This is a genomic window from Micromonospora sonchi (genome assembly GCF_014646235.1).
In the GTDB taxonomy this organism is placed as follows: domain Bacteria; phylum Actinomycetota; class Actinomycetes; order Mycobacteriales; family Micromonosporaceae; genus Micromonospora; species Micromonospora sonchi.
In genome coordinates, this window is the sequence record NZ_BMNB01000006.1 from 85,013 (window position 1) to 110,851 (window position 25,839).

The following is a 25,839-nucleotide window of genomic DNA, read 5'->3' on the forward strand; positions in this document are numbered from 1 at the left end:
GCCACCGGGTACCGGTGGGTCGAGTGCGCCTCGACAACGGGCGTGATCGCACCCACGAGCAGGAAAGAGGTCGAAACAGACGTGCCGAGCAACGCTGGAACCACTCGTCTGGTCATCGTCGAATCCCCGGCGAAGGCCAAGACGATCTCGGGCTATCTCGGCCCGGGGTACGTCGTGGAGGCCAGCTTCGGGCACGTCCGCGACCTGCCCCGCAACGCCGCCGACGTCCCCGCCCGGTACAAGGGCGAGCCGTGGGCCCGGCTCGGGGTCGACGTCGACAACGGCTTCCACGCCCTCTACGTCGTCTCGGCCGACCGCAAGCAGCAGATCAGCAAGCTGACCAAGCTGGCCAAGGAGGTCGACGAGATCCTCCTGGCCACGGATGAGGACCGCGAGGGCGAGGCGATCGCCTGGCACCTGGTCGAGACGCTCAAGCCGAAGGTGCCGGTCCGGCGGATGGTCTTCCACGAGATCACCAAGCCGGCGATCCAGGCGGCGGTGGCCAACCCCCGGGAGATCGACCGCGACCTGGTCGACGCCCAGGAGGCCCGGCGCATCCTCGACCGTCTCTACGGCTACGAGGTCTCTCCGGTGCTGTGGAAGAAGGTCATGCCGAAGCTGTCGGCGGGCCGGGTGCAGTCCGTGGCGACCCGGATCGTGGTCGAGCGCGAGCGGCAGCGGATGGCGTTCCGCACCGCCGAGTACTGGGACATCCTGGCCACCCTGGCGGTGGCGAACGCCGGCGAGGGGCCGCGTAACTTCAACGCCACCCTGGTCGCGCTGAACGGCGACCGGATCGCCACCGGCAAGGACTTCGAGCCGACCACCGGCAAGGTACGCGCCGGGGCGGGGGTGGTGCACCTCGACGAGAGCGGCGCCCGGGGGCTCGCGGCTCGCCTCGAAGGGCGGCCGTTCACCGTCACCCGGGTCGAGGAGAAGCCCTACCGGCGCCGCCCGTACGCGCCGTTCATCACCTCCACCCTTCAGCAGGAGGCGGCCCGCAAGCTGCGGTTCTCGTCGCAGCAGACGATGCGCACCGCGCAGCGCCTCTACGAGAACGGCTACATCACCTACATGCGTACCGACTCGGTGAACCTGTCGGAGACCGCCATCGCGGCGGCCCGCCGGCAGATCGTCGAGCTGTACGGCGAGCGCAGCGTGCCGCCGGAGCCGCGCCGCTACACCGGCAAGGTGAAGAACGCCCAGGAGGCGCACGAGGCGATCCGCCCGGCGGGGGACAACTTCCGCACCCCGGGTACGGTGCGCAACGAGCTGTCGGTCGAGGAGTACAAGCTCTACGAGTTGATCTGGCGGCGCACCATCGCCTCGCAGATGACCGACGCGGTCGGCTCCAGCGTCTCGGTGCGGATCCGGGCGACCACGGCCGCCGGCGAGGAGGCCGACTTCGGCGCCACCGGCAAGACCATCACCGACCCGGGCTTCCTGCGCGCGTACGTCGAGTCCAGCGACGACGAGAACGCCGAGGCCGAGGATGCCGAGCGGCGCCTGCCCAACCTGGTGAAGGACCAGCCGCTGACCGCCGACGAGCTGGCCGCCCAGGGCCACCACACCCAGCCGCCCGCCCGCTACACGGAGGCGTCGCTGGTCAAGGCCCTCGAAGAGCTGGGCATCGGCCGCCCCTCCACGTACGCCTCGATCATGCAGACCATCCAGGACCGCGGGTACGTCGTCAAGCGCGGCCAGGCGATGATCCCGTCGTTCCTGGCGTTTGCGGTGATCGGGTTGATGGAGCGGCACTACCCGCGCCTGATCGACTACGACTTCACGGCCAGCATGGAGAACGAGCTGGACGAGATCGCCGGCGGAGACCACGCGGCGGTCGACTTCCTCACCGCGTTCTACTTCGGCACCACCAACGGCGCCGGTGACCAGGACATCGCCCGCTCCGGTGGGCTGAAGAAGCTGGTCACCGAGGACCTCAGCGAGATCGACGCGCGCAGCGTCAACTCCATCCCGCTGTTCACCGACGACGAGGGCCGTGAGGTGATGGTGCGGGTCGGCCGGTACGGGCCGTACCTGCAGCGGGCGGTTCCCGGTGAGCAGCCCACCGGGGAGGGCGAGGAGGGCGGTGGCCAGGGCGACCGGGCGCCGATCCCCGAGGGCCTGGCGCCGGACGAACTGACCCCGGAGAAGGTGCACGAGCTGTTCCTCGGTGGCGGGGGCGAGCGCAAGCTCGGCGACGACCCGGCGACCGGGGAGCCGATCCTGCTCAAGTCCGGCCGGTACGGCCCGTACGTGGCCAGCGGCGAGCGCAAGTCGTCGCTGCTGCGTTCCCAGTCGCCGGACACGCTCACCTTCGACGAGGCGCTCAAGCTGCTCAGCCTGCCCCGGTTGATCGGTGTCGACGCCGAGAACAACGAGGTCGTCGCCAACAACGGCCGCTACGGCCCGTACGTCAAGCGTGGTGACGAGTTCCGCTCCCTGGAGTCGGAAGAGAAGATGTTCACCGTCACGCTGGACGAGGCGCTGGCCCTGCTGGCCGCCCCGAAGGCCCGCCAGCGCCGGGCCGCCGCCCCGCCGCTGCGGGAGATGGGCGTCGACCCGTTGACCGAGAAGCCGCTGGTCATCAAGGACGGCCGGTTCGGCCCGTACGTCACCGACGGGGAGACCAACGCCTCCCTGCGGCGCGGCCAGACCCCCGAGGCGCTCAGCATCGAGGAGGCTTCCGAGATGCTCGCCGAGAAGCGGGCGAAGGGCCCGGCCCCGAAGAAGAAGGCCGCCAAGAAGGCTGTCGCCAAGAAGACCCCTGCCAAGAAGACCGCCGCCAAGAAGGCGACCGCTTCGAAGGCGACCTCGTCGAAGTCCACCGCTTCGAAGGCGACCCCGGCGAAGGCCACCAAATCCACCGCCGCCAAGAAGGCGACCTCCTCGAAGTCCGACTGACCTCGCCGGATCTTGTTGCGAAACTGCCCTGGGGGCCCTTTCGGTCCAAGATCCGAAATGGCTAGCCGAGGATCTGTGTCAGGTAGGGGGTGGAGAGGACGGTGTGTGGGTCGAGGCGGGTACGGAGGAGTTGGAAGTCCTGCCAGTGGGGGTAGGCAGGGGCCAGGGAGGCCGCGTCCCGCCAGTGCAGCTTGCCCCAGTGCGGGCGACCGCCCAGGCCGGTCGCCACTTCTTCGAAGGCTCGGAAGTACGGCTCGTAGGGCATGCCGACGTACTGGTGCAGGGCGACGTACGCCGAGTCGCGCCCGTACGAGTGCGACAGCCAGATCTCATCGGCCGCGGTGAAGCGCACCTCGACCGGAAAGAGCACCTTGAACGGCAGCCGGTCGACGATCCGGCGCAGCGCGTCGAAGGCCTCCGGCAGGGCCTCGCGCGGCAGCGCGTACTCCATCTCCAGGAAGCGGACCCGGCGCGGGCTGCAGAAGACCGCGTCGGAGCGGCCGGTGTAGATGCGTTCGCTGAGTGCCCGCGCGGAGACGGCGCTGATTGTCGGCGCCAGGGCCGGAGCCGCGCGACCGAGCCGGCAGGCCCCGGCGAAGACGGTGTTGGCCAGGAAGGTGTCGTCCAGCCAGCCGCGCCAGCGGGGTAGCGGGGCGTGGTCGACGGCCACCCGGTCGTTGACCTTCAGTTGGACGCGGCTGGTGTACGGGAACCAGAAGAACTCCACGTGGTCGTGCCCGTTGATCAGGCCGGACAGTTCGGCCAGCACGGCGTCCAGCGCGGCGGGTCGCTCGTGTGCCCGCAGCACGAAGGCGTCCACGCAGCGCAGCGTCACCTCGACCAGTACGCCGAGGGCGCCGAGGGAGACCCGGGCCGCGTCGAACACGTCGGGACGTTCCGCGGCGGAGCAGTGCAGCACCTCGCCGGTTCCGGTGACCAGGGTCAGCGCCTCGACGAAGGTGGCCAGGCCGCCGTACGCCGCACCCGTACCGTGGGTGCCGGTGGAGATCGCGCCGGCCACGGTCTGGGCGTCGATGTCGCCGAGGTTGGGCAGCGCCAGGTGGTGACTGGTGAGTAGGGCGTTGAGCTGCCGCAGGGTCATCCCGGACGGTACGGTGACCAGGCGCCGATCGACGTCCACGCGTATGTCGGTGGCGAGTCGGGTGAGGTCCATCCGCCGTCCGTCGCTGACCGCGACGGGGGTGAAGGAGTGTCCGCTGCCGATCGGGCGGATCCGCTCACCGGTCTCGGCGGCGCAGCGGATCTGCTCGGTGACCTCGGCGATGGTGCAGGGCCGCAGGACTGCCGTCGCGACGCTGTGTTGGTTGCCGGCCCAGTTGGTCCAGGCGGCATCGGCGGGTGCGTTTTCAACCATTGACGCTCCTCGACGTGAATATGAACCAAATTCATATCAGGAACGTTCTCCCTGGTAAACACCGCAATCGAAGTCCGCTCGTTATACCGGTAGTCACGAAGTCGTGACGTGGAGATATTTTTCATCCGTCGAGAGGGGGTGGCGAGTGTCCACTTCAGCCGCCACGACCGGGCCGCTGCGTCGGGTACCAGTGCAGGGCCGTAGTGTCGCGCGCGTTCAGCGGATGCTGGACGCCTGCGCCGAACTCGTCGACGAGGTGGGGTACGAGGGGTTGACCACGACCCTGCTCGCCGAGCGGGCCGAGGTGGCGATCGGGTCGGTCTACCAGTTCTTTCCGGACAAGCGGGCGATCGTGCAGGCGCTGACCCTGCGCACGATGGAGTCCTACCTCCAACGGCTCGACGAGCGCTTCGCCTCGGACGACCTGACCCACTGGTGGGACGGGGTCGACGCGGGCATCGACGAATACATCACGATGCACCGCACCGTTCCCGGGTTCCGTACCCTGCACTTCGGCGACGTGGTCGACCTGCATCTGCTCGATGAGCAGCGGGACAACAACGGGGTGATCGCGGACCAACTGGCCCGCGTGCTCACCGAGCGGTTCGGGCTGGCCGACGTGCCCGACCTGCGCTTCCACCTGGAGATCGCGGTGGAGGTCGCGGACGCGCTCATCAAGCTCGCGTTCCGCCGTACGTCCGACGGCGACGACCGGGTGCTGGTCGAGGCCAAGGCGTTGATCCGTGACTACCTGCACCGTCAGGTGGACGCTCGGGGCGAGGCCGGCCAGCGGCCGGTCGTGCAACCCGCGAAGCCGGTCGACGACCAGATCGTCGGGTCCGCGGAGGCGACGCCGGCGTCCGCCTGACGCTCGGCCCGGTTCAGAGGAAGGCCCGGCCCTCGCCGCGGTAGGTCGGCACGGTGGCCACCATCTCGTCGCCCTCCACCAGGTGCAGCTCGTTGACGTGTTCGCACAGCTCGCCGGACTTGGCGTGGCGGAACCAGACGCGGTCGCCGGGGCGCAGGGCGGCGGCCGTCGCGCCGGCCAGCGGGGTCTGCACCTCGCCGGCGCCTTCGGCACCGATCAGCTTGAGCCCGGCCGGCAACCATGGTCGAGGCTGCCGGCTGGCGGCGGCCGGGCCGGAGGCGATCCAGCCACCGCCGAGCACGGTGGCCAGCCCCGGCGCCGGCCGGCGCACCACCGCGCAGGCGAAGAACGCCGCCGGGGTGGGGCGCCAGCGGCGGTACGCGTCGAACAGCGTCGGCCCGTACAGGCCCGATCCCGCGGTGACCTCGGTGACCGCGGGATCGGCGCTGGTCACGGCCACGCTGCCGGTGCCGCCGCCGTTGACGAACTCCAGCTCGGCGTGCTCGCGTACGGCGGCCGCCGCCGCACCTCGGCGGGCCAGCAGCTCGCGGTACGAGCCGCGTTGGGCCAGCCGGATCGCGGTGCCGAGCACCCTCCGCCCGGGCGGCGCGTCGCCCAGGCCGGCGATCTGTGCCTCGTACGACATCAGCCCGACCAACCGGAAGCCCGGCCGGGCGGTGACGGTGGCGGCCAGCCGGCCGGCCGCCCGGGCGGTGTGCACCGGTGATCGGCGCACCCCGACGTGCACCCGCCCGCCCAGCAGCCGCCAGGACGCGTCCAGATCGAGGCAGACCCGCAACTCGGGGCGGCGGCCCGGTGCGCACACCGCGTCACAGAAGTCGAGCTGGTCGGGGTCGTCGACCATCAGGGTGATGGTCGCGGCGAGGGCCGGATCGGCCGCCAGTTCGGCCAGTGCCCGTCGATCGACCGTGGGGTACGCCACCACCACGTTGTCGGTGACTCCGGTGCGGACCAGCCAGATCGCCTCGGGCAGCGTGAAGGCCATCACCCCGTGCCAGCCTGGCCGGGCCAGCGCACGGGTGATCAGGTCGCGGCTGCGCAGCGACTTGCTGGCGATCCGCAGCGGCTTGCCGCCGGCCCGGTGGGCGAGCGCGGCGGCGTTGGCGTCGAAGGCGGTGAGGTCGACCACCGCGTACGGCGGATCGAGATGCGCGGTCGCCCGGTCCAGCCGGTGGCGCAGGTTCTCGCTGTCGGTGGCCACGTCTGCACGCTAACTGTGAAACCGTTAATGCGAAATGCCCTCGCATCTGTCGGCCTGGCGGACTGGTAACGGCGGCCTAGGCTGCGACGAGCAGGTGATGCGCGACGGGAGAAAACCCCGTCGGGTCTAGAGTGTTCCACCGGGGGTGCCCAGCGATGGGCCGGCACGTGGAGGTACGGCCATCGAAAGCCAATTCAACGGCGAGTCGTCCGGCGTGTCGCCGTCCACGGACCAACCCGCCGGCACCGCCGGCCGCTCCGGCAGTCAGGCCGACCTGAGTGGTTATTCGGCGATCCGCTCGGTGCTGCGCATCCGGCCGTTCCGCCGGCTCTGGATCGTGCTCGGCGTGGCCTCCTTCGGCGACTGGTTCGGCCTGCTCGCCACCAGCGTCTTCGCCGCCGCCCAGGTGGAGGGGAACACCGCCAAGGGCGCGGCCTTCGGTGGCGTGATCGCCGTCCGGCTGCTGCCCGCGCTGTTGCTCGGCCCGGTCGCCGGGGTGTTCGCCGACCGGTTCGACCGGCGCTGGACGATGGTCATCTCCGACGTGCTGCGGTTCGTGCTGTTCGCGTCCATCCCGCTGTACGCGCTGAGCGGCGCCAGCGGCGCGCGGGTGGTCAGCTGGGCGGTGATCGCCACGTTCCTGATCGAGACGGTCACCCTGCTCTGGATCCCGGCCAAGGAAGCCGCAGTACCGAACCTCATCCCGCGGGCCCGGCTGGAGACGGCCAACCAGCTCACCCTCATCACCACGTACGGCATCACCCCGGTCCTCGCCGCGGTGGTCGCCGCGTCGCTGGACGGGATCGTCCGGGCCGCCGTGGGTGACAACGCGCCCAACTGGGCCGAGCCCGCCCAGCTCGCTCTCTGGTTCAACGCGTTCTCGCGGCTGGCCACCGCCCTGGTGGTGGCGCTCGGCATCAAGGAGATCAGCCAGGTGCGGGACGGTGCGCGGGAGCACACCGAGCAGAGCATGCTGCGTCAGTTCGTGGAGGGCTGGCGGTTCATCGGAAAGACCCCGCTGGTCCGGGGGCTGGTCCTCGGCATCTTCGGCGCCTTCGCCAGCGGCGGCATCGTCATCGGCACCGGCCGGTTCTTCGCCGACTCGCTCGGCGCCGGTGACGCCGCGTTCTCCCTGCTCTTCGGTGCGATCTTCGTTGGTCTGGCGGTCGGTATCGGGCTCGGCCCGATGATCGTCCGGGACCTGTCCCGGCGCCGCTGGTTCGGCATGAGCATCGTGCTGGCCAGCGCCTCGGTGATGACCCTGGCCTTCGCCATCCACCTGTCCATGGCGCTGGTCGGTGCGGTCCTGGTCGGCGCCGGTGCCGGGATGGCCTTCCTCGCCGGCACCACCCTGCTCGGCGGCGAGGTCGCCGACGAGGTACGCGGCCGCGTCTTCGCCGTGGTGCAGATCGGCACCCGGATGGTGCTGATCCTCGCCATCGCGCTGGGCAGCCTGCTCGCCGGTGTCGGTGGGTCCCGCATGCTGACCATCGCCGATCTCGGTATCTCGGTCTCCGCCACCCGTCTGCTGCTGCTCGCCGCCGGGGCGGCCGGGATCTTCGCCGGGATCAGCGCGTTCGGTCAGATGGACGACAAGAAGGGCGTTCCGGTCCTGGCCGACCTCTGGGGATCGATCCGGGGCCGCCCGCTGATGCCGGCCGAGCGGTTCGTCTCGGCCGGGCTCTTCGTGGTCTTCGAGGGCGGCGAGGGCGCGGGCAAGTCGACCCAGCTCGCCGGGTTGGCCGAGCGACTGCGGGACGAAGGGCGGGACGTGGTGGTCACCCGTGAGCCGGGTGCCACCGGCATCGGCGAGCGGATCCGCTCGCTGGTGCTCGACACCGCCGTCGACGAGGCACCCTCGCCGCGCGCGGAGGCGCTGCTCTACGCCGCCGACCGGGCGCACCACGTGGCCACGGTGGTCCGCCCCGCGCTGGTCCGGGGCGCGGTGGTCATCAGCGACCGGTACGTCGACTCCTCCCTGGCGTACCAGGGCGCCGGCCGCACGCTGCCGGTCGACGAGGTCTCCTGGCTCTCCTCCTGGGCCACCGGTGGGCTCAAGCCCGACCTGGTGGTGCTGCTCGACGTCGATCCGGGTACCGGGCTGTCCCGGGTCGCCGCGCGAAACCAGGCCGCCGACCGGCTGGAGGCCGAGTCGGTCGCCTTCCACGAGCGGGTCCGGTACGCCTTCCTCGACCTCGCCGCCGCTGACCCGAAGCGGTACCTGGTGCTCGACGCCGCCCGTCCGGCCGACGAGATCGCCGAGCGGGTGGCCCGCCGGGTGAAGGATCTGCTCGGCGCCTCCGGCGCGAACCCGGGCTCGGCGAACGGCCCGGACATCCCGGTACAGTCCGAGTTATCCCCCACGGAGCTGGTGACGACGGAGCGGACCTGATGCCGGACGCCTTCGCCGACCTGGTCGGGCAGGACGAGGCGGTGGACACGCTGCGCCGCGCCGCGGCGGCGGCCGCAGCCGTCCTGCGGACCGCTGGCGAGCGGGAGGCGGCCACGACCGCCCCGGCGGAGGACGCCGGCGCGGCTCCGGCCGGGGCCGGAGGTGACCCGGGCGCGGGAATGACCCATGCGTGGATCTTCACCGGGCCGCCCGGGTCGGGCCGGTCGGTCGCGGCACGGGCCTTCGCCTCCGCGTTGCAGTGCGTGCACGGCACCGGATGCGGGCAGTGCCCCGGATGTCACACCACCCAGGCCGGCACCCACGCCGACGTACGACTGGTGGTGCCCGACGGGCTCTCCATCGGCGTCAACGAGATGCGCGCGCTGGTGCTCCGGGCGGCCAGCACCCCGTCCGGCGGGCGCTGGCAGATCGTGATCATCGAGGACGCCGACCGGCTGACCGAGGCGGCCGGAAACGCGCTGCTCAAGGCGGTGGAGGAGCCCCCGCCGCGGACCGTCTTCCTGCTCTGTGCGCCGTCCACCCACCCGGACGACATCTCGGTGACGATCCGGTCGCGCTGCCGGGTCGTACCCCTGCGGCAGCCACCGCCCGACGCGGTGGCCGAGGTGTTGGCTCGGCGCGACGGGATCGCGCCCGACGTGGCGCGGTGGGCGGCGGCGGCCACCCAGGGCCACGTGGGGCGGGCCCGACGGTTGGCCAACGACCCGCAGGCCCGGGCCCGGCGGGAGGCGGTGCTCGCGGTGCCGCGTCGGTTGACCGGCGTCGGTGCCGCGTTCGACGCGGCGTCCGCGCTCATCGAGGCGGCCGAGGCGGAGGCCGAAGCGTCGGTGGCGGAGATCGACGCGGCGGAGCGCGCGGCGCTGGAGACCGCGCTCGGTGCGGGTGGCACGGGTCGGGGCGCGGCCGGTGCCGCCCGGGGAGCCGCCGGGCAGTTGAAGGACCTGGAGCGGCGCCAGAAGTCGCGGGCGACCCGGGCCCAGCGGGACGCGCTGGACCGGGCCCTGGTCGACCTGGCCGCGTTCTACCGGGACGCGTTGACCATGGCTCTGGGCGCACCGGTGGCACCGGTGCACACCGACACCGCCGAACTGGCCGGCGCGGGAGCCCGCAGCTGGCAGGCGGAGGGGGCGCTGCGGCGGCTGGAGGCGGTGCTCGCCTGCCGTACCGCGATCGAGACCAACGTCAAGCCCCGGATCGCCGTGGAAGCCATGATGCTCGCCCTCTGGAAGGGCTGACCTCGACGTAGCCGGCCCGGTCCTCGCTGGCCGGGCAGTTGTCCACGGGCATCGACAGGTGCAATTCGCGTGCGGTACGGTCCGGTGTGCCGTGGTGACGGTGGCGGCACGGATAGTGAGGACAACTGGGGGAGGAGTCCGCCGATGCCGCGCGGTGAGATCGACGAGGCGTGGATCGAGGAGGCGGTCCGGCGCTACCGCCGGATCGAGTCCCTCCAGGCCGAGTTCGACCGGTCCGTGGCGACGGTCGAAGTAACCGTACGGTCACCGGACGGCCTGGTGGAGGTGGTGGTGACCGCCAGCGGCCGGATCACCGACGTGCGGTTCCTCGGTCCGCTGCACAGTCGAGCGCCGCGCGACGTGGCCGGTTCGGTGCGCGCCGCGGTGGCCGCCGCCGCGGACGCCGCACAATGGGCGCGGGAAAAGTTGCACAACGAGACCTTCGCCGCCTACCGGCCGCTGGCGGGGGCGTGAGGTGAACGACCTTCGCGCCCTGGCCGACCGGCTCGACGAGGCGAGCGCCGCCCTGACCGCGCTCTCCCGCTCGGTCACCGCCACCGACCCGCCGCAGGTGGCGTTCGGCGTCGACGCCCCGGGGCGGCCGGGCGAGATCGGGCGGGCGCTGCACCGGCAGTGGGCCGCCGCCACCGGTGATCGGGCCCGGGAGGCGCACGCCGCCGCGGCGGGACTGGCCGCCACCGCGGACGCGCTACGTCAGGCCGCCGACCGGTACGCCGACACCGACTCGGTCACCGCCCGCCGATTGGTGGGGGAGGCGTGATGGACGCCCTGGACCGGCTCGCCGAGCCCGGGCTCGACCTGCTGCGCCGGGTCGACACCCTGCTCGCCGCCGGCGCGCCCGAGGGGCATCGGGTCTGGCCGCTGCTGCGCCGGATGCAGGTGCTTCCCGGCGACGCGCTGCGCAGCTTCCTCGACCTGCGTCCCGCGCCGCTGGCCGGCGCCGGGCACGCGGTGCGCCGGCACATCCAGGGGTACGACCACGCCTGCGCCGCGCTGACCGACCCGCTGCTCTGGTCCGGGTCGGCCGCAGCGGCGTACGGCCAGTCCCGGGCGATGCTGCTGCGCCACCTGGACGAGGGGCCGGAGAGCCTGGTCGGGCGACTGGAGGCGACCGCCGGTTACGCCGACGCGCTCGCCCACTGGGTGGAGGACAGCCGGCTCGCCGTCGCGCGGGCCCTGGCCGACGTGATCGGCTCGGCCGAGGCGGTGGCGGTCATCGCGGCCACCTCGCTGACCCGTGAGCAGTCCCACTCCGGGCCGTCGTCACCGGGCAACGCCGGTGCCGCCGAGATCGCCGCCCGGGTGCTGGCCGTGCTCTGCGTGGCGTACGACGGGGCGGAGACCCTGCTGCGGCAGTGGGGGCCGAGCCTGGCCGAGTCTCCCTTGCGCCCATCCGGCACCCGGCCCCGACCCGACGGCGGCGGCGCCGCGTCCGGCAGCCGACCCCGACCCGACGGCGGCGGTGCCGCGCCCGGCACCCGGACGACCCGCATCGGCTGGTGACCGGCGCCGGCGTCGATCAAGTCGACAGTCCTGGATGGTCGCCCGGTGTGGTCGCGCGTGTCGCCGGCGGAGCGGGATCACGGTGCGGCGTCGTAGGGTGAAGGGCATGGGCATGCTCTGCGCGGTCAGTTTCCAGCGGTACGGGCGCCTCTACTACCTCGATCCGGGCGAGCTGCGCCCGCAGGTGGGCGACAAGGTGCTGGTGCCCACCGACGACGGTCCCGAGGTGGCCGAGTGTGTCTGGGCGGCGCAGTGGGTCACCGAGGAGACCGACGGTTTTCCCCGGCTGGCCGGGCTGGCCCAGGAGGAGGACCTGCGCCGGGACGAGGCGCTGCGCCGACGCAAGGCCGAGGCGAAGGTCGCGGCCAAGCGCCTGATCCGCGAGCACAACCTGCCGATGCGGGTGGTGGCGGTCGACCACGTGCTCGGCGGCGAGGGCGGCGGCGAGCGGAGCACCATCTACTTCACCGCCCCACACCGGGTGGACTTCCGCTCGCTGGTACGCGATCTCGGGGCGACCCTGCACTGCCGGGTGGAACTGCGCCAGCTCTCGGCCCGGGACTCGGCGCGGGTGCAGGGCGGCATCGGTTCCTGCGGGCGTGACCTGTGCTGCGCCACCTTCCTGACCGACTTCGAGCCGGTCACCATCCGGATGGCCAAGGATCAGGACCTCCCACTCAACCCGCTGCGCATCTCCGGCGCCTGCGGTCGGCTGATGTGCTGCCTGAAGTACGAGCATCCCCTGTACGCCAAGTTCCAGGAGTCGGCCCCGGCGATCGGCACCCGCGTCAGCACGCCGGAAGGGGAGGGCCGCGTGGTCGGCCACAGTGTCCCGAGGGATGCGGTGACCGTCCGTCTGGACGCCGACGGCTCGCGCTCCATGTGCTCCCGCGCCGACGTCTGCGGCTCCCGCCGCGCCCACGACACCCACTACACCCCCTGACCCCACCCCACCCCACCCACTCCCTCTGCGCGTCGATCTTGCACTTTGTGTCGTCACAAAAGCCGCACAACAGGACTAACCGGCGACCAAAAGTGCAAGATCGCGGCCTCGCTGAACGCGTCGCGGGCGTGAGGGCCGGCATCGGCGCATTGTCAGGTGAGGGTGGTGGGGGGTTCGGCCAGGTGGGGGTGCAGGGGGGTGGCGGGGGTCAGCCAGGAGGACTCGGGGGAGTCGTCCGGGTTGACGCGCCAGTCGCGGGCCACCCGGTCGATCGCGATGGGGTAGATCGTGAGGGTGCCGTCGGGGTCGATGCGCAGGCGTACGAAGCCCTTCGCGTCCTCGATGCCCTGACCGGCGAAGAGCTCGTTCACGTTCACCCCGAACCCGCTTGCGAACAGCAGGTACGCGGCCACCAACTGGCTGGCGACCAGACCGATCACCGGCAGGTAGAGGGTTGCCGCGGCGACCGCCGGCAGTGGCCAGGGCCACTCGTGGAAGGGCAGGGCCAGCCAGGCCCAGGTGCCGGCGGCGGCCAGCCCGACATGGGCGAGGCCGTGCGCGACACCGAGGATCCAGTGCCGCGCGTGTCGCTTGCCGCTCGAACTGGGCGGCTTGGCGAACAGCGCCGCCGCGAGGACCGTCACCAGCACCATCATCACCAGCGGCACGCTGAACAGGCGCTGTTCGGAGGCCACGGACCGAAAATCGGCCACCCCGGCCATGGAGAACATCAGCAGGGTGTGCAGGACGCCGAGCAGCGCCGCGAAGCCCGGGTTGCGGCGGGGCAGCCGGCCGAAGATCCCCCAGCCGTACCGTCGGGAGCGGGCCGCGTCGGGGTAACGGCCCGCCAGGTCGTACGTCTGGGACGGGCTGGATCGGCGGGCCAGGGTGTCCCGGGGCGGCACCTCGATCCGCTCGGGCAGCTTGTGCGTGGGATACAGGTAGGCGCCGCCGCTGCCAGAAGTGATCAACTGGCGGCCGTCCGGCCCGGTGTACCGGGCGTAGTGGTGCAGGTCGCCGGAGATCAGCAGGCGTACCCGGGCGCCGGTGGGCGCGATGATGGTCCGGATGAAATAGTCGATCGAGTCGTACGCCGTGGGGTGGTCGACGGCCTTGACCCACGCTGGCGCCGGCACGGCCAGGATCACCCTGCTCTGCGGTCCCAGCCGCTTTGCCACCGTGTCGAAATAGGTCAGCTGCGGATCGTCGACGTACGAGCCGGACTGGTCGTCGAGGCCGAGCAGCCACCAGTCGGCGGGCAGTTCGACGGCGAAGTACGAGCGGGACTGGCCGGTCCGCCAGCCGCCGAAGTGGCGGTCCCGGCTGCGGACGAAGAGTCGGAGGAACGCGGTCAGCCCGTCGTACCAGTCATGGTTGCCGGGGACCGCGAAGACCGTCGGCTGCTCCGGCGGAGTGCCCGGCAGCGCCGCCTGGTAGGGCCCCTTGCAGCGGTCCTCGTACGCCGCGTAGTCGGCCGACGGGTAGACCTGGTCGCCCCCCATCACCAGGGTCTGCGCCCGGGGCAGCCGGTGCCCGTCCACCACCAGTTCCGGCTGGGCGAGCAGGTAGGCCACCGAGTACGTGGCGTTGAAGCCGTCGCCCAGGTCGGCCACGTAGTCCAGCCAGAGCCCACCGTCCGGCCCGACCTGCTTGGCGACCTCCGCGTCGAGGGCCTTCTGCAGCTCCCGTTTGTCCAGGTACGCCCCGAACAGCATTGCCAGCAGCGTACGCAGGCCGGTGCTGACCAGCAGGAACGGCGCGAGCCACGGCACCGGCTTGCGCGGCGTGAACCCCAGTTCCAGCGGATCGGTGCTGCGCGGCCGGCGCGCCGCCCGCCCACCGTCCGCCTCCTCGGCGTACGGCCCCAGCGGCACCGCCCGGCCGGTCGCGGCGCCCGGCGATTCGCTGTCGTGCGCCTCGGCCGGTGGCTCTATGGTGTTCGGGCCGGCCGGCGGCGTTCGGGTGGCGGGCTCGGGGCGCGGACCGTCGTCGGGAGTGTCGACCGGTTCGTCGCGGGGGGTGGCATCCTCGGTCACCCGCTGCAGCCTAGTGCCGACCGCCCGGGCGCGCTTGTGCCGCAAGCGCCTCGCGTCCGGTTGGCGAATCGGCAATCCCGCTCCACCCGGGGTCGGCGCGTGCCGTACACTTGACCACCGTTGCCGCCTTAGCTCAGTCGGCAGAGCGACGCACTCGTAATGCGTAGGTCATCGGTTCGATTCCGATAGGCGGCTCGGCACGCAAGCCCAGGTCACCGACCTGGGCTTCGCCGTTTTCCGAGGTCGACCACGCTCAGCCTCCGGGTACGAGACTGCCGAAAGCGGGATGTCCTCCCAGCTCGGAAGGATCTGCCGCCGTAACGCCAGTTCGTAACGGGCGCGATGTCGAGACTCCGGCGTACTGCACAGGTCCCTACACGGAGGTGTGGTACGGCAAGGACTTGGTTTCGGGAGCGCAGCAACTGGCTGGCCAGTAGGCGCACCGCAACCGCCGCAGCCGATTGTGCAGGATTCCCAAGCCGACAGTGTGGGAGCCACGCGTGGGAACCACCGGGGCGGACTGGATCGGACGAGCCGGGGCGGATCGAGTTGCCGAGCGTTCGAGGACCAGCACCAGGCGGACGGCGCCGACCGTCTAGGCAGCGACACGCAAGCCCGGGTCACCGACCTGGGCTTCGCCGTTTCCCGAGATCCACGACACCGTCGTCGGAACAGGTGGTGGCGGCTGGATCCAGGCGTAGTGGCCGTCGTGCCTGGGGATGTGGACGGGCGCCGGTTCCACCACCTTCAGGTTGGCGGTTCCGCGGTGAGTCTTCGGCCTGGCTGCTGCGGTCCGCACAGCCCGCGAGGAGCTAGCTTGCTGGCAGTGGGTTGAGGCGCCATCGCAGTGGTCTCCGGCGTCAGCTCACGCCAACCCTGCTCCGACACCTCCGCAGCCTATCCATAGGCAGAGGCCCCAGCCGTCTGCGGACCGTCAACGGTCCGCAATTTTCGCCTGGCGTCTGCTGCGACGAGTGCGGTGCCAGGCCCACAGGCCGTACGCGGTTGCAGCGGCGCCAACCAGCACGACCCCGACGGTGATTTGCAGGCGTGCCGCCAGGGCCTGCTCGGCCGCAGCAATCTCGGCGGCCTGCTTCTCCAGCATTTCCGGCGTCGGGTCCTGGTACGGGAAGGACGCCCCGATCTCATCCAGGAGCGGTCCGCACGGCAGGACGCACGAGGCTACGAACAGGACGACACCGATGGTCAGGGCGAGGCGCGCGCGGGGCATCGGGCGATTATTCCAGCGAGGATCACGCGCACGGTCCGGTGTGCAACCGAGGGGAACCGATCAGTGCCGGCGGCGTTGCTGCCACCGTGGGCAGCCGGAGACTAAGCTCCGGCCGCCGGACCACCGCCAGTTCTCGCGGGCGCCGCCAGCGCGGCGGCCAGGGCCTCCGCATCGTGGCGTGCAGGCCACGGAAAGCGCAGCTTCAGATTTGTCGCTTCACCGTCTGCCGTCAGGACGACAACACGGGTCAGCCGACCGTGAACATCAGACGCACGCAGGACCGAACGCGGCAACTCACCGAGTACGTTCTGGGTCGGTCGGCCAGTCAGTTGGTTCATTTCGAAGAACAGCAGACGTCTGTCCGTCAACAGCACGTACTGCTTCAGCGCGACTGAGAAGGCGGTGAACAGGCCGCCGGACAAGACAGCAGTCGCCACCCCCGACACGACCTGGTTCTTCGTCGAGACAGAGCCAACGATCGCCACGCTGGCTACCTCGACACGCTCGCCCTCCTGTAGCAACGGTGACGCCGTATCGATGAGCCGCTGTCTGGCCTTCTCCGCACCCACGGTCGCCTCCGTCTTGGCCCGTACCCCATCGCTGATGGTGGGCGCGTCTCCATGACCAATAGCCGGCCGACTCTAGCGAGTCCTTTCGATACCGGTCAACTGATGACCCATCGATGTTTGGGGGATCGGTCCGGCCGAAACGGGCGACGACGCCAGCGCCTCCTTAGGGCCGGCCGACCAGCGCGCCTGCGGACCAGATGGTCGGTCAGCTTCCGGCGACGATCCGGATGATGCTCGCCCCGCTGGCCGTGGCGTCACCGTCGACCATCGAGCTGGCCAGGTTGTAGTAGCCAGGCTTGGCCGCGGGGGCGATCGGGATGACGCTGACTGGCTGTTCATCTGGCGTACCGGCGGGTCGAACCGGTTCGGCGGTGTAGGTGACCAACCCGGGAACGGTGACTACGCCCATCTCCGCGTCCTTGAGTTCCGCCTCCGTGGCGTACGGGCCGGTCAGGCTCGCCTGAAGCTCGACCCGGGGCGGAACGGTCGCGGACGCGTCGCGCACCCCGACGATCCAGTGCAGGGTGAACGTCTGCCCTGGCTGGTAAAGCTTCTCGATGTCCGCCGTCTCGCAGCAGCTGTACGTCATCGGCGAAGCGGTCGGTTCATGAGAGGCCTCGGCGATGCACCCTGCCAGGAGCGGTACGACCGCCAGACAGGCGAGTAGCCGAACCAGGGGCGCCTTCATGGGCCGGATCGTAGTGTCGGGGCGCCACCGTCGGGCGCGCCGCTTGAAGCCGTACTGATCAAGGGTTATCGCGCGTCGCGCAGCTTGCGGATGTAGGCCGCGGTGAGCGCGACGGCGCGGTCTTCGTCAGCTGACAGCTCGGCGAGGGCACGTGACGCCGCGGGCCCCGGGATGTCCGCGAGCGCCTGGGCCAGCCGTTGCCGTGCCGACGACTCAGCGGTGCCGTGGGCGAGGCGGTCGACGAGTCTGGTGGCGATCTGATCCGCCAGCGCGGCATCACTCGCCAGCACGCTCAGCGCATCGGCCGCATCGACGTCGTTCGCCTCCTCGACGATCATGTCGATGAGGGTGGGGACGGCGTCGGTGACGCCACGTGCCCCGAGCGCCAGGGCGGCGTACCTGCGGACCACGACGTCGGAGTTCGCGAGGGCGTGTCGTAGCAGTGCGGTGGCGGCATCGCCCGGGATCTCGGCGATGGACTGGACGGCGCGTCTGCGTACCTCGGCCACGGGGGCGTCGAGCCCCGCCGCCAGCAGCGCCAGTCCGGCATCGCCCGACTGCGCCAGAGCCCAGCGAAGGGCTCCGGCGACGTTCGGGTCCGTCTCGTTCAACACCGCCTCGACCAGTGCCTCCACCGGCGCCGGAACCTCGCTGACCGAGGAGAGGGCCGCGCGCTGGCGCCGCCCGGCGCTCTCCGAGCCCAACGCTTGGAGGAGAGCGACGGTCTGGAGGACGTCCTCCCAGCCGGCGGGTTCTGCGGCACCGATCCGGCGGAGTCGGGTGAGCAACTCCGTCTCGGCCGCGATGCGTGCTCGCGTGTGGCGGATGAGGTCGTCGACCAGCGTCGCGGGGGTGAAGCCGGGATCATCGAGTGCGCGCCCGACCTCGCGCAGCGACAGACCTAGTGACCGCAGGCTCTCGATGTGGAAGATGCGTCGGATGTCCTCGTTGGAGTACTCGCGATAGCCCGAGCCGGTGCGACCTGTCGGCCGCACCAGGCCGAGCGAGTCGTAGTGCCGGAGCATGCGGGCGCTGACCCCGGAGCGTCGGGCCACCTCACCGATCAACACTGCCGGTCATCCCTCCTGGCTGGTCCCGCCGAGGGCCACGACGCGCTTCGCCTCCTCCAACGCGAACTCGAATCCGGCATCCGGGTCGTGCAGCAAGCGTTGCGTGGCGATCGCGTGCTGACGTACGCCCGGGTCGGGATCCGTCATCGCCGCGCGCAGGATCGGCTCGATCATCTCACCGAGCGCGATCAGCGCCCGGCTGAGGCTCAACTGCATCTCACGCTCGCCGCGCCCGAGCTGCGTCGTCAACACCCTGGCCAACTCCGGTTTCTCAGCTTCGGGTACGAGTGCGACCGCTGCTCGCCAGGCGCTGCGCGCCACCTCGTCGTCGGCGTCGGTCAGCAGCACCCGGGTGATCGCCGGCCACGCTCGCCGATCACCGAGCTTGGACAGCGTGTGCAATGCCTGGCTTCGTGCCTGCGCACGCTGCGCGCGGAGTTCCCCGACGAGCTTCGAAACCGTCAGCGACGCCGGGTGGCGGGTGAGCGCCCAGGTGAGCATCTCGCGTACGGAGAAGTCGGTCTCGATCGCGCAGCGCTCGAGGAGCGCGTCGATGAACTGCGGGTCCGGGGTCGTGCCGACGGCCATCGCGGCCCGCAGCCGCACCGACGAATTGCTGTGTTCCAGCCCTTGGAGAACGCGGATGTCCTGATCCGAACTGCTCATCGGAATCACCTCCTGCCCCCAGCGAAGACCTTGTCACTGTGTCAAGGTCAAGCGGGGCCACGCCGCGCTCGCCGGCCTGCCGCCTAGGATCCGAAGGCGTAGCTGAAGTCTTTTCGGGGAGGCGTCGTGGTCGGAAGGCTTGCTCGGCACCTCGCTGGTGCGGTTGCCGCCTGGTTGATGTTCGTCGGGCAGGCAGCCGTCGTCTACCTCGGACTGATCGGGTACGCGTTGGTGGCGAATGAGGGCCTGGGTGGACCGCTCGGGGGTCTGATCCTGATGCTGATCGCCGCTGCCGTGGGTGTCGTCCTGGTGCCGCTGCTGTTCGTGCCGGCTGGCTTGATCGGTGATGCCGTCGCGAAGGACGGACGGTTTATCCCGAAGATGCTGATCACGTGCGCGGGTGCCGCAGTGCTGGCCGCGATCTACATGGCTGTCGTGGCAGTCGCAACCGGGGAACCGGTCGCCGCGACACTGTGGTCGTGCCTGGGTGCTGCGGGTGCCGTGCTCGCTCCCACTGCCGCCCACGTCGCCGTCGCGGCCGGCGTGCTGAAGGTTGGTCAGACCTGGCGGCGCCGGAACCTGTCCGAGCAGGTGCCGCACCACGAGGCCGGGCGCCCACCGGCGAGGTCGGGTCAGGCGTAGAGGTTGCGGGCGTAGTCGGGGCCGTAGTGGCGTTCCAGGTCGGCCAGGGTGTTCGCCGGCGCCTCGACCTCCTTGATCAGGCGGGCTCGGCTGGGCAGCGGATCCGACGGCCAGGCCTCCGGCTGCCACAGCTGGGAGCGGAGGAACGCCTTCGCGCAGTGGTAGAAGATTTGCTCGATCTCGACCACGATGGCGAGTACGGGTCGGTGCCCCTGGACCACCATCTGGTCGAACCAGGGTGCGTCGCTCAGCAACCGGGCCCGACCGTTGATCCGTAGCGTGTCGGTGCGGCCCGGGATGAGGAAGATCAGCCCGACGTGCGGATTCTCCAGGATGTTGCGGTAGCCGTCGGCCCGCCTGTTGCCCGGGCGCTCGGGGATGGCGATGGTCCGGTCGTCCAGCACGAGCGCGAAGCCAGGCGGGTCGCCCTTGGGCGAGACGTCGCAGGTGCCGTCCGCCCCGGCGGTCGCCACCAGACAGAACGGCGACGCGTCCAGCCACTGCCGGTCCCGGTCGTGCAGCGCGGCGCGCTCCTTGGCGAGGACGCGGGGCGTCGGGGTGCCGAGCAGGTCGCGCAACTGAGCCGCCGACGTGATCTCCACCGTCACTGTGTGCCTCCCCGTGGCGTTGACCATGACGGCGGCACCCGCACGGGAAACCGCCACGATCAGCTTACTCGCGCCTACCGCGAGGTTTGTCCGGTGCGGGCCGGGGTACGGCTCCCACCGGGCGGGAGCGCGCCGCCATGACCAGGAAACCGTGGAGGCCCGGAGATGGAGAGTCGACTCAAGATCCTGGGTCAGCCCGTCCACCCGATGCTGGTGATGTTCCCGGCCGCCCTGTTCGTCACGGCGGTGCTGTTCGACATCATCGACACCGTCGGCGGGCCGAGGTTCCTCGGCGAGGTGGCGTACTGGAACATCACCGTCGGCCTGATCGGCGGCCTGCTGGCCGCGGCGGCCGGGACGTTCGACCTGCTGGCCATCCCGACCGGCACCCGGGCCAAGCGGGTGGGGCTCACCCACGCCGCCGCCAACCTCGCGGTGATCCTGCTCTTCGCGGCGGTCTGGGTGGTGCGGCTCAACGCCGACTCGCGGGCCGCCGGTGGCGCGTTGATCGCCATCGAGGTGGTCGCGCTGGGCATCCTCGGCGTCAGCGCCTGGCTCGGCGGGGAACTGGTCGACCGGCTCGGCGTGGGCGTCGACCCGGACGCCAACCTCGACGCGCCGAGTTCCCTGCGCGCAGCGAGCAGCCATCGGATGGGAGACGTGCGATGACCGGACCGGGACGCGGCTGGCGAGGCGGACAGCAGGGCTGGGACCCGCTCGGTGAACTGCAGTCGTTGCGGGCCGAACTGAGCCGGTTGGTCGGTGGCCGACCGGGGCCGCCCGAGGTGGAGATGGGCGAGATCGCCGACGGCTGGGAGGTGGTCGTCCGGCTGCCGGGCGTCGCCCCGGAGGAGGTCGCGGTGGAGGTGGACGACCGCGAGCTGTGCGTACGCGCCCGGACGGAGGCCGAGGTCAACGCCGACCACGGGATCCCCGGCGGGTTCGAGACGCGGGGCTTCGAGTATCGGGTACCGCTGCCGGCGCGGGTGGACGCGGACGCGATCGACGCGGTGATGGATCACGGTCTGCTCCGGGTGCGGCTGCCCCGGGCGACCCGCCCCACGCCGCGCACCATCACCGTCGGCCGCACCGGACCGCGCCGCGCCGGCTTTTCCGGCGGTACGCCGAGCAGCGCCGACCCGGCAGCGGACCGGGAACTGCACCAACCGGACGTCATCGCCGGCGAGTCCGGCCGGTAACGGCGCGGCGTGGTGGCGCCCCTGCTCACCCCGGCCACCGGGTTCGTGCCCGACGTGGCCCGGATCGCCGTGCTGCGCGCCAACGCACTCGGCGACTTCATCTTCGTACTGCCGGCGCTGGAGGCGCTGCGCTCGGCGTACCCGCAGGCGGAGATCGTGCTGCTCGGCACGCCGTGGCACGCGGGGCTCTGGCGCGACCGGCCGGGGCCATTGGACCGGGTGTTGGTGGTGCCGCCCGCGCCCGGGATCCGCGCGCCGACCGACGGCGAGGCCGAGTCGAGCATGGTGGACTTCCTGGCCGAGACCCGCGCGGAAGACTTCGACCTGGCGCTGCAACTGCACGGCGGCGGAGCGAACTCGAACCCGCTGGTCGCCGCGCTCGGTGCCCGGGTCACCGCCGGGCTGCGCGCCGAGGACGCCCCGCCGCTGGACCGCTGGCTGCGCTACGTCTACTACCAGCCGGAGGTGATCCGTTACCTCGAGGTGGCGGCGCTGGTCGGCGCCCCGGCCACCACGATCACGCCGGCGCTGGCGGTGACCGACGCCGACCGTGCCGAGGCGCGCTCCGTGCTCGGTGATCCGGAGCGCCCCCGGGTGGCGCTGCACCCGGGAGCGACCGACACCCGGCGGCGCTGGCCCGCCGACCGGTTCGCTCAGGTGGCCCGGACGCTGCACGCCGACGGGTACGAGGTGCTGGTCACCGGCACCCCCGCCGAGCAGGAGGTGGTCGACCAGGTGGTGGCGGCGGCCGGGGTGCCGGTCCGGCCGTTGGTGGGCACGCTCAGCCTGGGCGGGTTGGCCGGCTGCTACGCCGGCTGCGCACTGGTGGTCTCCAACGACACCGGCCCGCTGCACCTCGCCGCCGCCGTCGGCGCCCCCACGGTCGGCATCTTCTGGGTCGGCAACCTGATCACCACGGCCACCCCGCTGCGCGGCCGGCACCGGCCGATCACGTCGTGGACGCTGCACTGCCCGGTCTGCGGCGTGGACTGCACCCCCGGCATCTATCCACACCGACCCGGCGACGGCGAGTGCCCGCACCGCGACTCCTTCGTCACCGACGTTCCGGTAGCCGAGGTCCTCGAAGCCGCCCGCGAACTGCTTTTCGGGTAAACGGGTAAGCGGGTAAGGAAGGGCCCCCTATTAACATCCGGCTCCGGCGTCGGCTCCGGCGTCGTCGGCGGCGAGCACGACCTGCCACGCCTCCACGTCACGGTGGGTGACGGTGGTGGGGGACTCCAGGTGGTAGGCGCCGCTGGGCAGGACCCCGGCGCCACCGTGGCGCGCCAACACGGCGAGCTGGGCGGCGACATCCTCGCCCTGGTGTTGCTCCGGCACCCGACGCCAGAAGTCGAAGCCGCCGGAGTCGACCAGCTTGGCGCGGTCGTACAGCACGCAGCCGCCGATCCAGGAGACCCGGTACGCCCGCCAACTGCCCTCGGGCAGCGCCAGCGCCTCGGTGACGTGCAGCAGGTTCGCCGCCGAGTGGATCTGCGCCCGGTCCCACTCGGGCGTGCCCGGGCGAATCCGCTCCGGCACGGGTCGGCCGGTCCACTCCTGGTAATGCTGGTGCGTCTGCGGTCGTACGTCATCCAGGTAGGACAGACCGTGCACCGCGTTGCCGACGAATCCGCAGCCCAGCTCCTCGATCGCGGTGACCAGCCGGGGTACCGTCCCCGGTTCCAGCCAGACGTCGTCGTCGAGGCAGAGCACGTACCGGGCGGCGGACGCGGCGAGCAGAGCGGCCCGGTGTTCGGCCAGGCCCCGCCGGGGCAGCCGGCGGGTCAGCAGCACCGGGTGGCCCCGGTGGCGCAGCGCCCGGACCATGGTGGCCGCGGCCGGGTGCGCGTACCCGGGTTCGCCGTCGGACTGGTCGCTGACCACCACGCCGAACCCCGGCACCCCCTCCTGAGCGGCGAGCCCGGAGAGGGTGACGGCCAGTTCGGCGGGGCGGTCGCGGGTCGGCACCAGCACGTCGAGCAGACGATCGGCACGGAAATCCTCGGGCGAGCCGGCGTCCAGCGGTCGGTTCACGGCGCCTTGCCGGTCACCGGCGGCCCGGTCGGCCCGGTCACCGGAGGCGCGGTCACCGGAGGCGCGGTCACCGGCGTGGCATCCTGCTGACCGTACGCCCGGATCCGCTCGATGATCGCGGAGGTGGAGCGGTCCGGCACGTACCCGAGAGTGCGCACCTGACCGCCCAACCGTTGCACCAGCGGCGCCTCCGGCACCAGCTCCGGCGGGTAGTCGCCGCCCTTGACGTAGACGTCCGGGCGGACGGCTTCGATCAGCTCGGCCGGCGAGTCCTCCTCGAAGACCACCACGTGGTCCACGCAGGACAGCGCGGCGAGCAGGGCGGTGCGGTCCTCGACGGGATTGACCGGCCGGTCCGTGCCCTTGAGTCGTCGTACGCTGTCGTCGGAGTTGACCGCCACCACCAGCAGGTCCCCGAGGGCGCGGGCCTGTTCCAGGTAGCGCACGTGTCCCCGGTGCAGCACGTCGAAGCAGCCGTTGGTGAAGACGACGGAGCGGCCCGCGCGGCGGTGCTCCGCGATGAGCGCGGTCAGCGCTTCGGCGCCGACCAGCACCTGCCGACCGTCGCCGCCGGGCACCGGCCGGCCCAGCGCGGCCAGCAGGTCCTCGCGATGGCAGACGCAGGTGCCGGTGCCGGCGATGGTGCTCGTCGCGGCGATTTGCGCCAGCTCAGCGGCGGTCGACAACGGTGCGTCGACGGTGAGCGCCAGCGTCATGGTCGCCAGGTACGCGTCGCCGGCACCGACGGCGTGGCTGGCCGGCACCGGGGTGCTGTGGCTGCGCGCCGGCTGCCCGTCGGCACCGCCAACCACCGCGCCGTCGGAGTCCAGGGTCACCGCGACCACCTCCGCGCCGGTGTGCGCGCGCAGTTCGGCCAGCCGGGATTCGGCCAGCACCGCCCGGTCCACGCCGGCCCCGGCGTCGGCGTTCACGGTCACGCCGGTGCCGGTCACGCTGAGCCCGTCCCGGGTCATCGCCACCCGCCCCTCGCCCGGGGTGGGTTCGCCGGTCGGCCCGTCGGTACGCCGTAGCCCGGATCCGCCGGGCGCGGCGCCCACGGTCAGTTCGGAGGGGCCGTCCGCCGGGTCGACCTCCGGATGTTTCAGGTGCAGCTGGCGGCCGCCGCCCTCGTGACCACCAACCGTGCCGTTCGGGTGGCTCGTGCCGTCACGGCCACCGCCTTCGGGCGGCGTGGCGGCCCTCGCGCCGGTGCGGGCGCGGGCCAGCAGCCGGGCCGCCTCGGCGAAGCTCGGGGTCACCACGGTCGGGGCGAGGCCACCCCAGTCGGCGAGGTCGTGTGCGTCCAGGGCGACTGTGGCGTACCGGTCCCGTTCGGCGACCAGCCAGGCGCGTACCGGTGCGGGCAGGGCACCCAGGCCGTAGTCGCAGATCACCAGGGCCGGGGTGGCGCCACCGGCGGCGGCCTGCAACTCCTCGGTCGCGCATTCCAGGGAAGTCAGCAGGCAGTCGACCCCGACGTCGCTGAGCGGATCGTCCGGCTCGCCGGAGTCCTCCCGAAGCAGGATCTGATCGCCGGCCAGCATTCGGCGCTTGACCGGCGTGGGGCGGCCGGGCTGGCTGACCGTACGGTCCCAGACGCCCGCCCGGTCCAGGCAGTCGTGCAGCTCGTCGCCGGCGGCATCCGCCCCGACAGGTGCCACCAGCGCCGATCGTCCGCCCAACATCGCGATGTTGACGGCGGTGTTGGCGGCCCCGCCCGCGGCGGAGATACGGCGGCGCAGGGTGAGGACGGGGGCCGGGGCTTCCCGGCACAGCCGGTCCGAGTCGGCGAACCGCCATTCGTCGAGCATGGCGTCACCGATCACCAGAACCGGGCGCCCGAACCAGCTCTGCACGACATCGGCGAGCCGGGGATGTTCCGCTGCTGCTCCTGCCATGCCGGCGGATCCCCCGGGCCGACGGGGTCAAACCTGCCGCTCGGAGCGCAGGAGGTCGAACCTGCCGCCCGGGATGGCTCGCTGCGAGCCAGTGCAACGGCGCGATGGGGAAAGGGTGTTAATAAGGGGCCCTTCCTCTACCGGAGGCGTTAATAAGGGGCCCTTCCTTACAGAAGCTACTTCAGGATCAGGCGGTTGGTCTGCTCGAAGACGTCCAGATCGGCGAGGGTCTCCAGGACGCTGGCGGAGAGCGGGTGCGGCATGGCCCCGCGGTGGAAGAAGCCGGCGTCTGTGGTCTCGTCGGTGACCCGGGCCAGCTGACCGTCCCACTCCTCGACCCGGAACGCGGCGGTGAAGATCTGGTACGTGTGGCCGTACATGTTGGTGTGGGTGCGATCCGGTCCGGTGTAGAGCGCGAAGGCGCTGACCCGCAGGGCGCGTAGGCCGGTCTCCTCGCGTACCTCCCGCACGGCGCAGTCGGCGATCGACTCGCCGAGTTCCATGGCCCCGGCGGGCATTGCCCACTGCCCGTTGTCGGAGCGACGGATCAGCAGGATCCGGGCCGCGTTGTCGCGGACCACGGCGCGGGCGCCGACGAACATCAGCGTCCGGTCGCCGGCCAGGGCGCGCAGCTGCCCGACATATGAATCAGCCCAGGAGATGCTCACCCGGACAAATCTACGGTGGCGGCCCGGGCAGGACGGCCCGGATCTG

At 71.7% G+C, this 25,839-nt stretch carries 24 protein-coding genes and 1 tRNA gene; 13 read left to right on the forward strand and 12 right to left on the reverse strand.

Translation table 11 applies throughout. From position 1 onward, the window contains the following. Positions 1 to 81: 81 nt before the first annotated feature. Positions 82 to 2,904 carry a type I DNA topoisomerase gene (topA, locus tag IEY61_RS08455; protein WP_189042249.1) on the forward strand — a complete coding sequence of 941 codons (2,823 nt, stop codon included), beginning with the start codon at positions 82 to 84 and terminating at the stop codon, positions 2,902 to 2,904. 61 nt (positions 2,905 to 2,965) lie between these two features. On the opposite strand, the gene IEY61_RS08460 is transcribed toward topA, so the two are convergent. Further along, complete coding sequence (locus tag IEY61_RS08460; RefSeq protein WP_189042251.1) at positions 2,966 to 4,279, reverse strand: D-arabinono-1,4-lactone oxidase; 1,314 nt, start codon at positions 4,277 to 4,279, stop codon at positions 2,966 to 2,968. A 223-nt stretch (positions 4,280 to 4,502) separates the two neighbouring features. Between IEY61_RS08460 and IEY61_RS08465 the strand changes: the two genes are divergently transcribed. After that, positions 4,503 to 5,147, forward strand: coding sequence for a TetR/AcrR family transcriptional regulator (locus tag IEY61_RS08465; protein WP_189042501.1), 645 nt, complete (start codon positions 4,503 to 4,505; stop codon positions 5,145 to 5,147). A gap of 13 nt (positions 5,148 to 5,160) precedes the next feature. On the opposite strand, the gene IEY61_RS08470 is transcribed toward IEY61_RS08465, so the two are convergent. Continuing rightward, entirely contained in the window at positions 5,161 to 6,369 is a 1,209-nt protein-coding gene (locus tag IEY61_RS08470; protein WP_189042253.1) for an amino acid deaminase/aldolase, read from the reverse strand. Positions 6,370 to 6,706: 337 nt separating this feature from the next. Between IEY61_RS08470 and tmk the strand changes: the two genes are divergently transcribed. From tmk to IEY61_RS08500, 6 genes are all read left to right on the forward strand, one after another. Further along, positions 6,707 to 8,761, forward strand: coding sequence for a dTMP kinase (tmk, locus tag IEY61_RS08475; protein ID WP_229705781.1), 2,055 nt, complete (start codon positions 6,707 to 6,709; stop codon positions 8,759 to 8,761). Then, positions 8,761 to 10,017 carry a DNA polymerase III subunit delta' gene (locus tag IEY61_RS08480; protein ID WP_189042255.1) on the forward strand — a complete coding sequence of 419 codons (1,257 nt, stop codon included), beginning with the start codon at positions 8,761 to 8,763 and terminating at the stop codon, positions 10,015 to 10,017. The genes tmk and IEY61_RS08480 overlap by 1 nt, the downstream gene beginning before the upstream one ends. 144 nt (positions 10,018 to 10,161) lie before the next feature. Next, on the forward strand, positions 10,162 to 10,491 hold the full coding sequence (locus IEY61_RS08485; protein ID WP_189042257.1) for a YbaB/EbfC family nucleoid-associated protein: 330 nt from the start codon (positions 10,162 to 10,164) through the stop codon (positions 10,489 to 10,491). A 1-nt stretch (position 10,492) separates the two neighbouring features. Then, complete coding sequence (locus IEY61_RS08490; RefSeq protein ID WP_189042259.1) at positions 10,493 to 10,798, forward strand: hypothetical protein; 306 nt, start codon at positions 10,493 to 10,495, stop codon at positions 10,796 to 10,798. Next, positions 10,798 to 11,541 (forward strand): hypothetical protein, encoded by a 744-nt coding sequence (locus IEY61_RS08495; RefSeq protein ID WP_229705763.1) that lies wholly within the window; start codon positions 10,798 to 10,800, stop codon positions 11,539 to 11,541. The genes IEY61_RS08490 and IEY61_RS08495 overlap by 1 nt, the downstream gene beginning before the upstream one ends. A 106-nt stretch (positions 11,542 to 11,647) precedes the next feature. After that, the gene (locus IEY61_RS08500) at positions 11,648 to 12,484 is read left to right on the forward strand and encodes a PSP1 domain-containing protein (RefSeq protein ID WP_189042261.1); all 837 of its coding nucleotides are present in this window, start codon (positions 11,648 to 11,650) and stop codon (positions 12,482 to 12,484) included. 152 nt (positions 12,485 to 12,636) lie between these two features. On the opposite strand, the gene IEY61_RS08505 is transcribed toward IEY61_RS08500, so the two are convergent. Continuing rightward, positions 12,637 to 14,358 carry a metallophosphoesterase family protein gene (locus tag IEY61_RS08505; RefSeq protein ID WP_189042505.1) on the reverse strand — a complete coding sequence of 574 codons (1,722 nt, stop codon included), beginning with the start codon at positions 14,356 to 14,358 and terminating at the stop codon, positions 12,637 to 12,639. Positions 14,359 to 14,642: 284 nt separating this feature from the next. On the opposite strand from IEY61_RS08505, the gene IEY61_RS08510 reads away from it, so the two are divergent. Then, positions 14,643 to 14,715 (forward strand) — tRNA-Thr (locus tag IEY61_RS08510). 739 nt (positions 14,716 to 15,454) lie between these two features. Here IEY61_RS08510 and IEY61_RS08515 read toward each other — a convergent pair. From IEY61_RS08515 to IEY61_RS08535, 5 genes are all read right to left on the reverse strand, one after another. Continuing rightward, entirely contained in the window at positions 15,455 to 15,751 is a 297-nt protein-coding gene (locus tag IEY61_RS08515) for a hypothetical protein (RefSeq protein WP_189042263.1), read from the reverse strand. A 101-nt stretch (positions 15,752 to 15,852) separates the two neighbouring features. After that, the gene (locus IEY61_RS08520) at positions 15,853 to 16,320 is read right to left on the reverse strand and encodes a hypothetical protein (RefSeq protein ID WP_189042265.1); all 468 of its coding nucleotides are present in this window, start codon (positions 16,318 to 16,320) and stop codon (positions 15,853 to 15,855) included. Between the two features lie 205 nt (positions 16,321 to 16,525). Continuing rightward, positions 16,526 to 17,008: a hypothetical protein gene (locus IEY61_RS08525; protein ID WP_229705764.1), complete on the reverse strand. Its 483-nt coding sequence runs from the start codon at positions 17,006 to 17,008 to the stop codon at positions 16,526 to 16,528. 65 nt (positions 17,009 to 17,073) lie between these two features. After that, on the reverse strand, positions 17,074 to 18,078 hold the full coding sequence (locus tag IEY61_RS08530; protein ID WP_189042267.1) for a MerR family transcriptional regulator: 1,005 nt from the start codon (positions 18,076 to 18,078) through the stop codon (positions 17,074 to 17,076). Between the two features lie 6 nt (positions 18,079 to 18,084). Further along, positions 18,085 to 18,744, reverse strand: coding sequence for a HEAT repeat domain-containing protein (locus IEY61_RS08535; RefSeq protein WP_189042269.1), 660 nt, complete (start codon positions 18,742 to 18,744; stop codon positions 18,085 to 18,087). Positions 18,745 to 18,870: 126 nt separating this feature from the next. Between IEY61_RS08535 and IEY61_RS08540 the strand changes: the two genes are divergently transcribed. Beyond that, on the forward strand, positions 18,871 to 19,386 hold the full coding sequence (locus IEY61_RS08540) for a hypothetical protein (protein ID WP_229705765.1): 516 nt from the start codon (positions 18,871 to 18,873) through the stop codon (positions 19,384 to 19,386). Here IEY61_RS08540 and IEY61_RS08545 read toward each other — a convergent pair. Continuing rightward, positions 19,377 to 19,994: a pyridoxamine 5'-phosphate oxidase family protein gene (locus IEY61_RS08545; RefSeq protein WP_189042270.1), complete on the reverse strand. Its 618-nt coding sequence runs from the start codon at positions 19,992 to 19,994 to the stop codon at positions 19,377 to 19,379. The two genes, IEY61_RS08540 and IEY61_RS08545, sit on opposite strands and share 10 nt — an antisense overlap. Positions 19,995 to 20,159: 165 nt before the next feature. Between IEY61_RS08545 and IEY61_RS08550 the strand changes: the two genes are divergently transcribed. From IEY61_RS08550 to IEY61_RS08560, 3 genes are read left to right on the forward strand one after another with little or no spacing between them, the layout of a single operon-like run. After that, positions 20,160 to 20,663, forward strand: a complete 504-nt coding sequence (locus IEY61_RS08550) for a DUF2231 domain-containing protein (protein WP_189042273.1) — start codon at positions 20,160 to 20,162, stop codon at positions 20,661 to 20,663. Continuing rightward, a complete protein-coding gene (locus IEY61_RS08555) occupies positions 20,660 to 21,193 on the forward strand; it encodes an Hsp20/alpha crystallin family protein (RefSeq protein WP_189042275.1) in 534 nt (177 codons plus the stop codon). Before IEY61_RS08550 ends, IEY61_RS08555 begins: the two co-directional genes overlap by 4 nt. Before the next feature lie 9 nt (positions 21,194 to 21,202). Next, the gene (locus tag IEY61_RS08560; protein WP_189042277.1) at positions 21,203 to 22,306 is read left to right on the forward strand and encodes a glycosyltransferase family 9 protein; all 1,104 of its coding nucleotides are present in this window, start codon (positions 21,203 to 21,205) and stop codon (positions 22,304 to 22,306) included. 30 nt (positions 22,307 to 22,336) lie between these two features. Here IEY61_RS08560 and IEY61_RS08565 read toward each other — a convergent pair whose 3' ends face one another. From IEY61_RS08565 to IEY61_RS08575, 3 genes are all read right to left on the reverse strand, one after another. Further along, positions 22,337 to 23,227 (reverse strand): glycosyltransferase family 2 protein, encoded by an 891-nt coding sequence (locus IEY61_RS08565; RefSeq protein WP_189042278.1) that lies wholly within the window; start codon positions 23,225 to 23,227, stop codon positions 22,337 to 22,339. After that, positions 23,224 to 25,125: a D-glycero-beta-D-manno-heptose 1-phosphate adenylyltransferase gene (gene rfaE2, locus IEY61_RS08570; RefSeq protein WP_189042280.1), complete on the reverse strand. Its 1,902-nt coding sequence runs from the start codon at positions 25,123 to 25,125 to the stop codon at positions 23,224 to 23,226. Before rfaE2 ends, IEY61_RS08565 begins: the two co-directional genes overlap by 4 nt. Before the next feature lie 176 nt (positions 25,126 to 25,301). Next, the gene (locus tag IEY61_RS08575) at positions 25,302 to 25,793 is read right to left on the reverse strand and encodes an NUDIX domain-containing protein (RefSeq protein WP_189042282.1); all 492 of its coding nucleotides are present in this window, start codon (positions 25,791 to 25,793) and stop codon (positions 25,302 to 25,304) included. Positions 25,794 to 25,839 lie beyond the last annotated feature (46 nt).

Excerpts from the sequence above, each read along its gene's own strand:
- IEY61_RS08460 (WP_189042251.1), bottom strand. The coding sequence starts at position 4,279 with ATGGTTGAAAACGCACCCGCCGATGCCGCCTGGACCAACTGGGCCGGC.
- IEY61_RS08465 (WP_189042501.1), top strand. The coding sequence starts at position 4,503 with ATGCTGGACGCCTGCGCCGAACTCGTCGACGAGGTGGGGTACGAGGGG.
- IEY61_RS08480 (WP_189042255.1), top strand. The coding sequence starts at position 8,761 with ATGCCGGACGCCTTCGCCGACCTGGTCGGGCAGGACGAGGCGGTGGAC.
- IEY61_RS08485 (WP_189042257.1), top strand. The coding sequence starts at position 10,162 with ATGCCGCGCGGTGAGATCGACGAGGCGTGGATCGAGGAGGCGGTCCGG.
- IEY61_RS08495 (WP_229705763.1), top strand. The coding sequence starts at position 10,798 with ATGGACGCCCTGGACCGGCTCGCCGAGCCCGGGCTCGACCTGCTGCGC.
- IEY61_RS08500 (WP_189042261.1), top strand. The coding sequence starts at position 11,648 with ATGGGCATGCTCTGCGCGGTCAGTTTCCAGCGGTACGGGCGCCTCTAC.
- IEY61_RS08515 (WP_189042263.1), bottom strand. The coding sequence starts at position 15,751 with ATGCCCCGCGCGCGCCTCGCCCTGACCATCGGTGTCGTCCTGTTCGTA.
- IEY61_RS08525 (WP_229705764.1), bottom strand. The coding sequence starts at position 17,008 with ATGAAGGCGCCCCTGGTTCGGCTACTCGCCTGTCTGGCGGTCGTACCG.
- IEY61_RS08535 (WP_189042269.1), bottom strand. The coding sequence starts at position 18,744 with ATGAGCAGTTCGGATCAGGACATCCGCGTTCTCCAAGGGCTGGAACAC.
- IEY61_RS08550 (WP_189042273.1), top strand. The coding sequence starts at position 20,160 with ATGGAGAGTCGACTCAAGATCCTGGGTCAGCCCGTCCACCCGATGCTG.
- IEY61_RS08555 (WP_189042275.1), top strand. The coding sequence starts at position 20,660 with ATGACCGGACCGGGACGCGGCTGGCGAGGCGGACAGCAGGGCTGGGAC.
- rfaE2 (WP_189042280.1), bottom strand. The coding sequence starts at position 25,125 with ATGGCAGGAGCAGCAGCGGAACATCCCCGGCTCGCCGATGTCGTGCAG.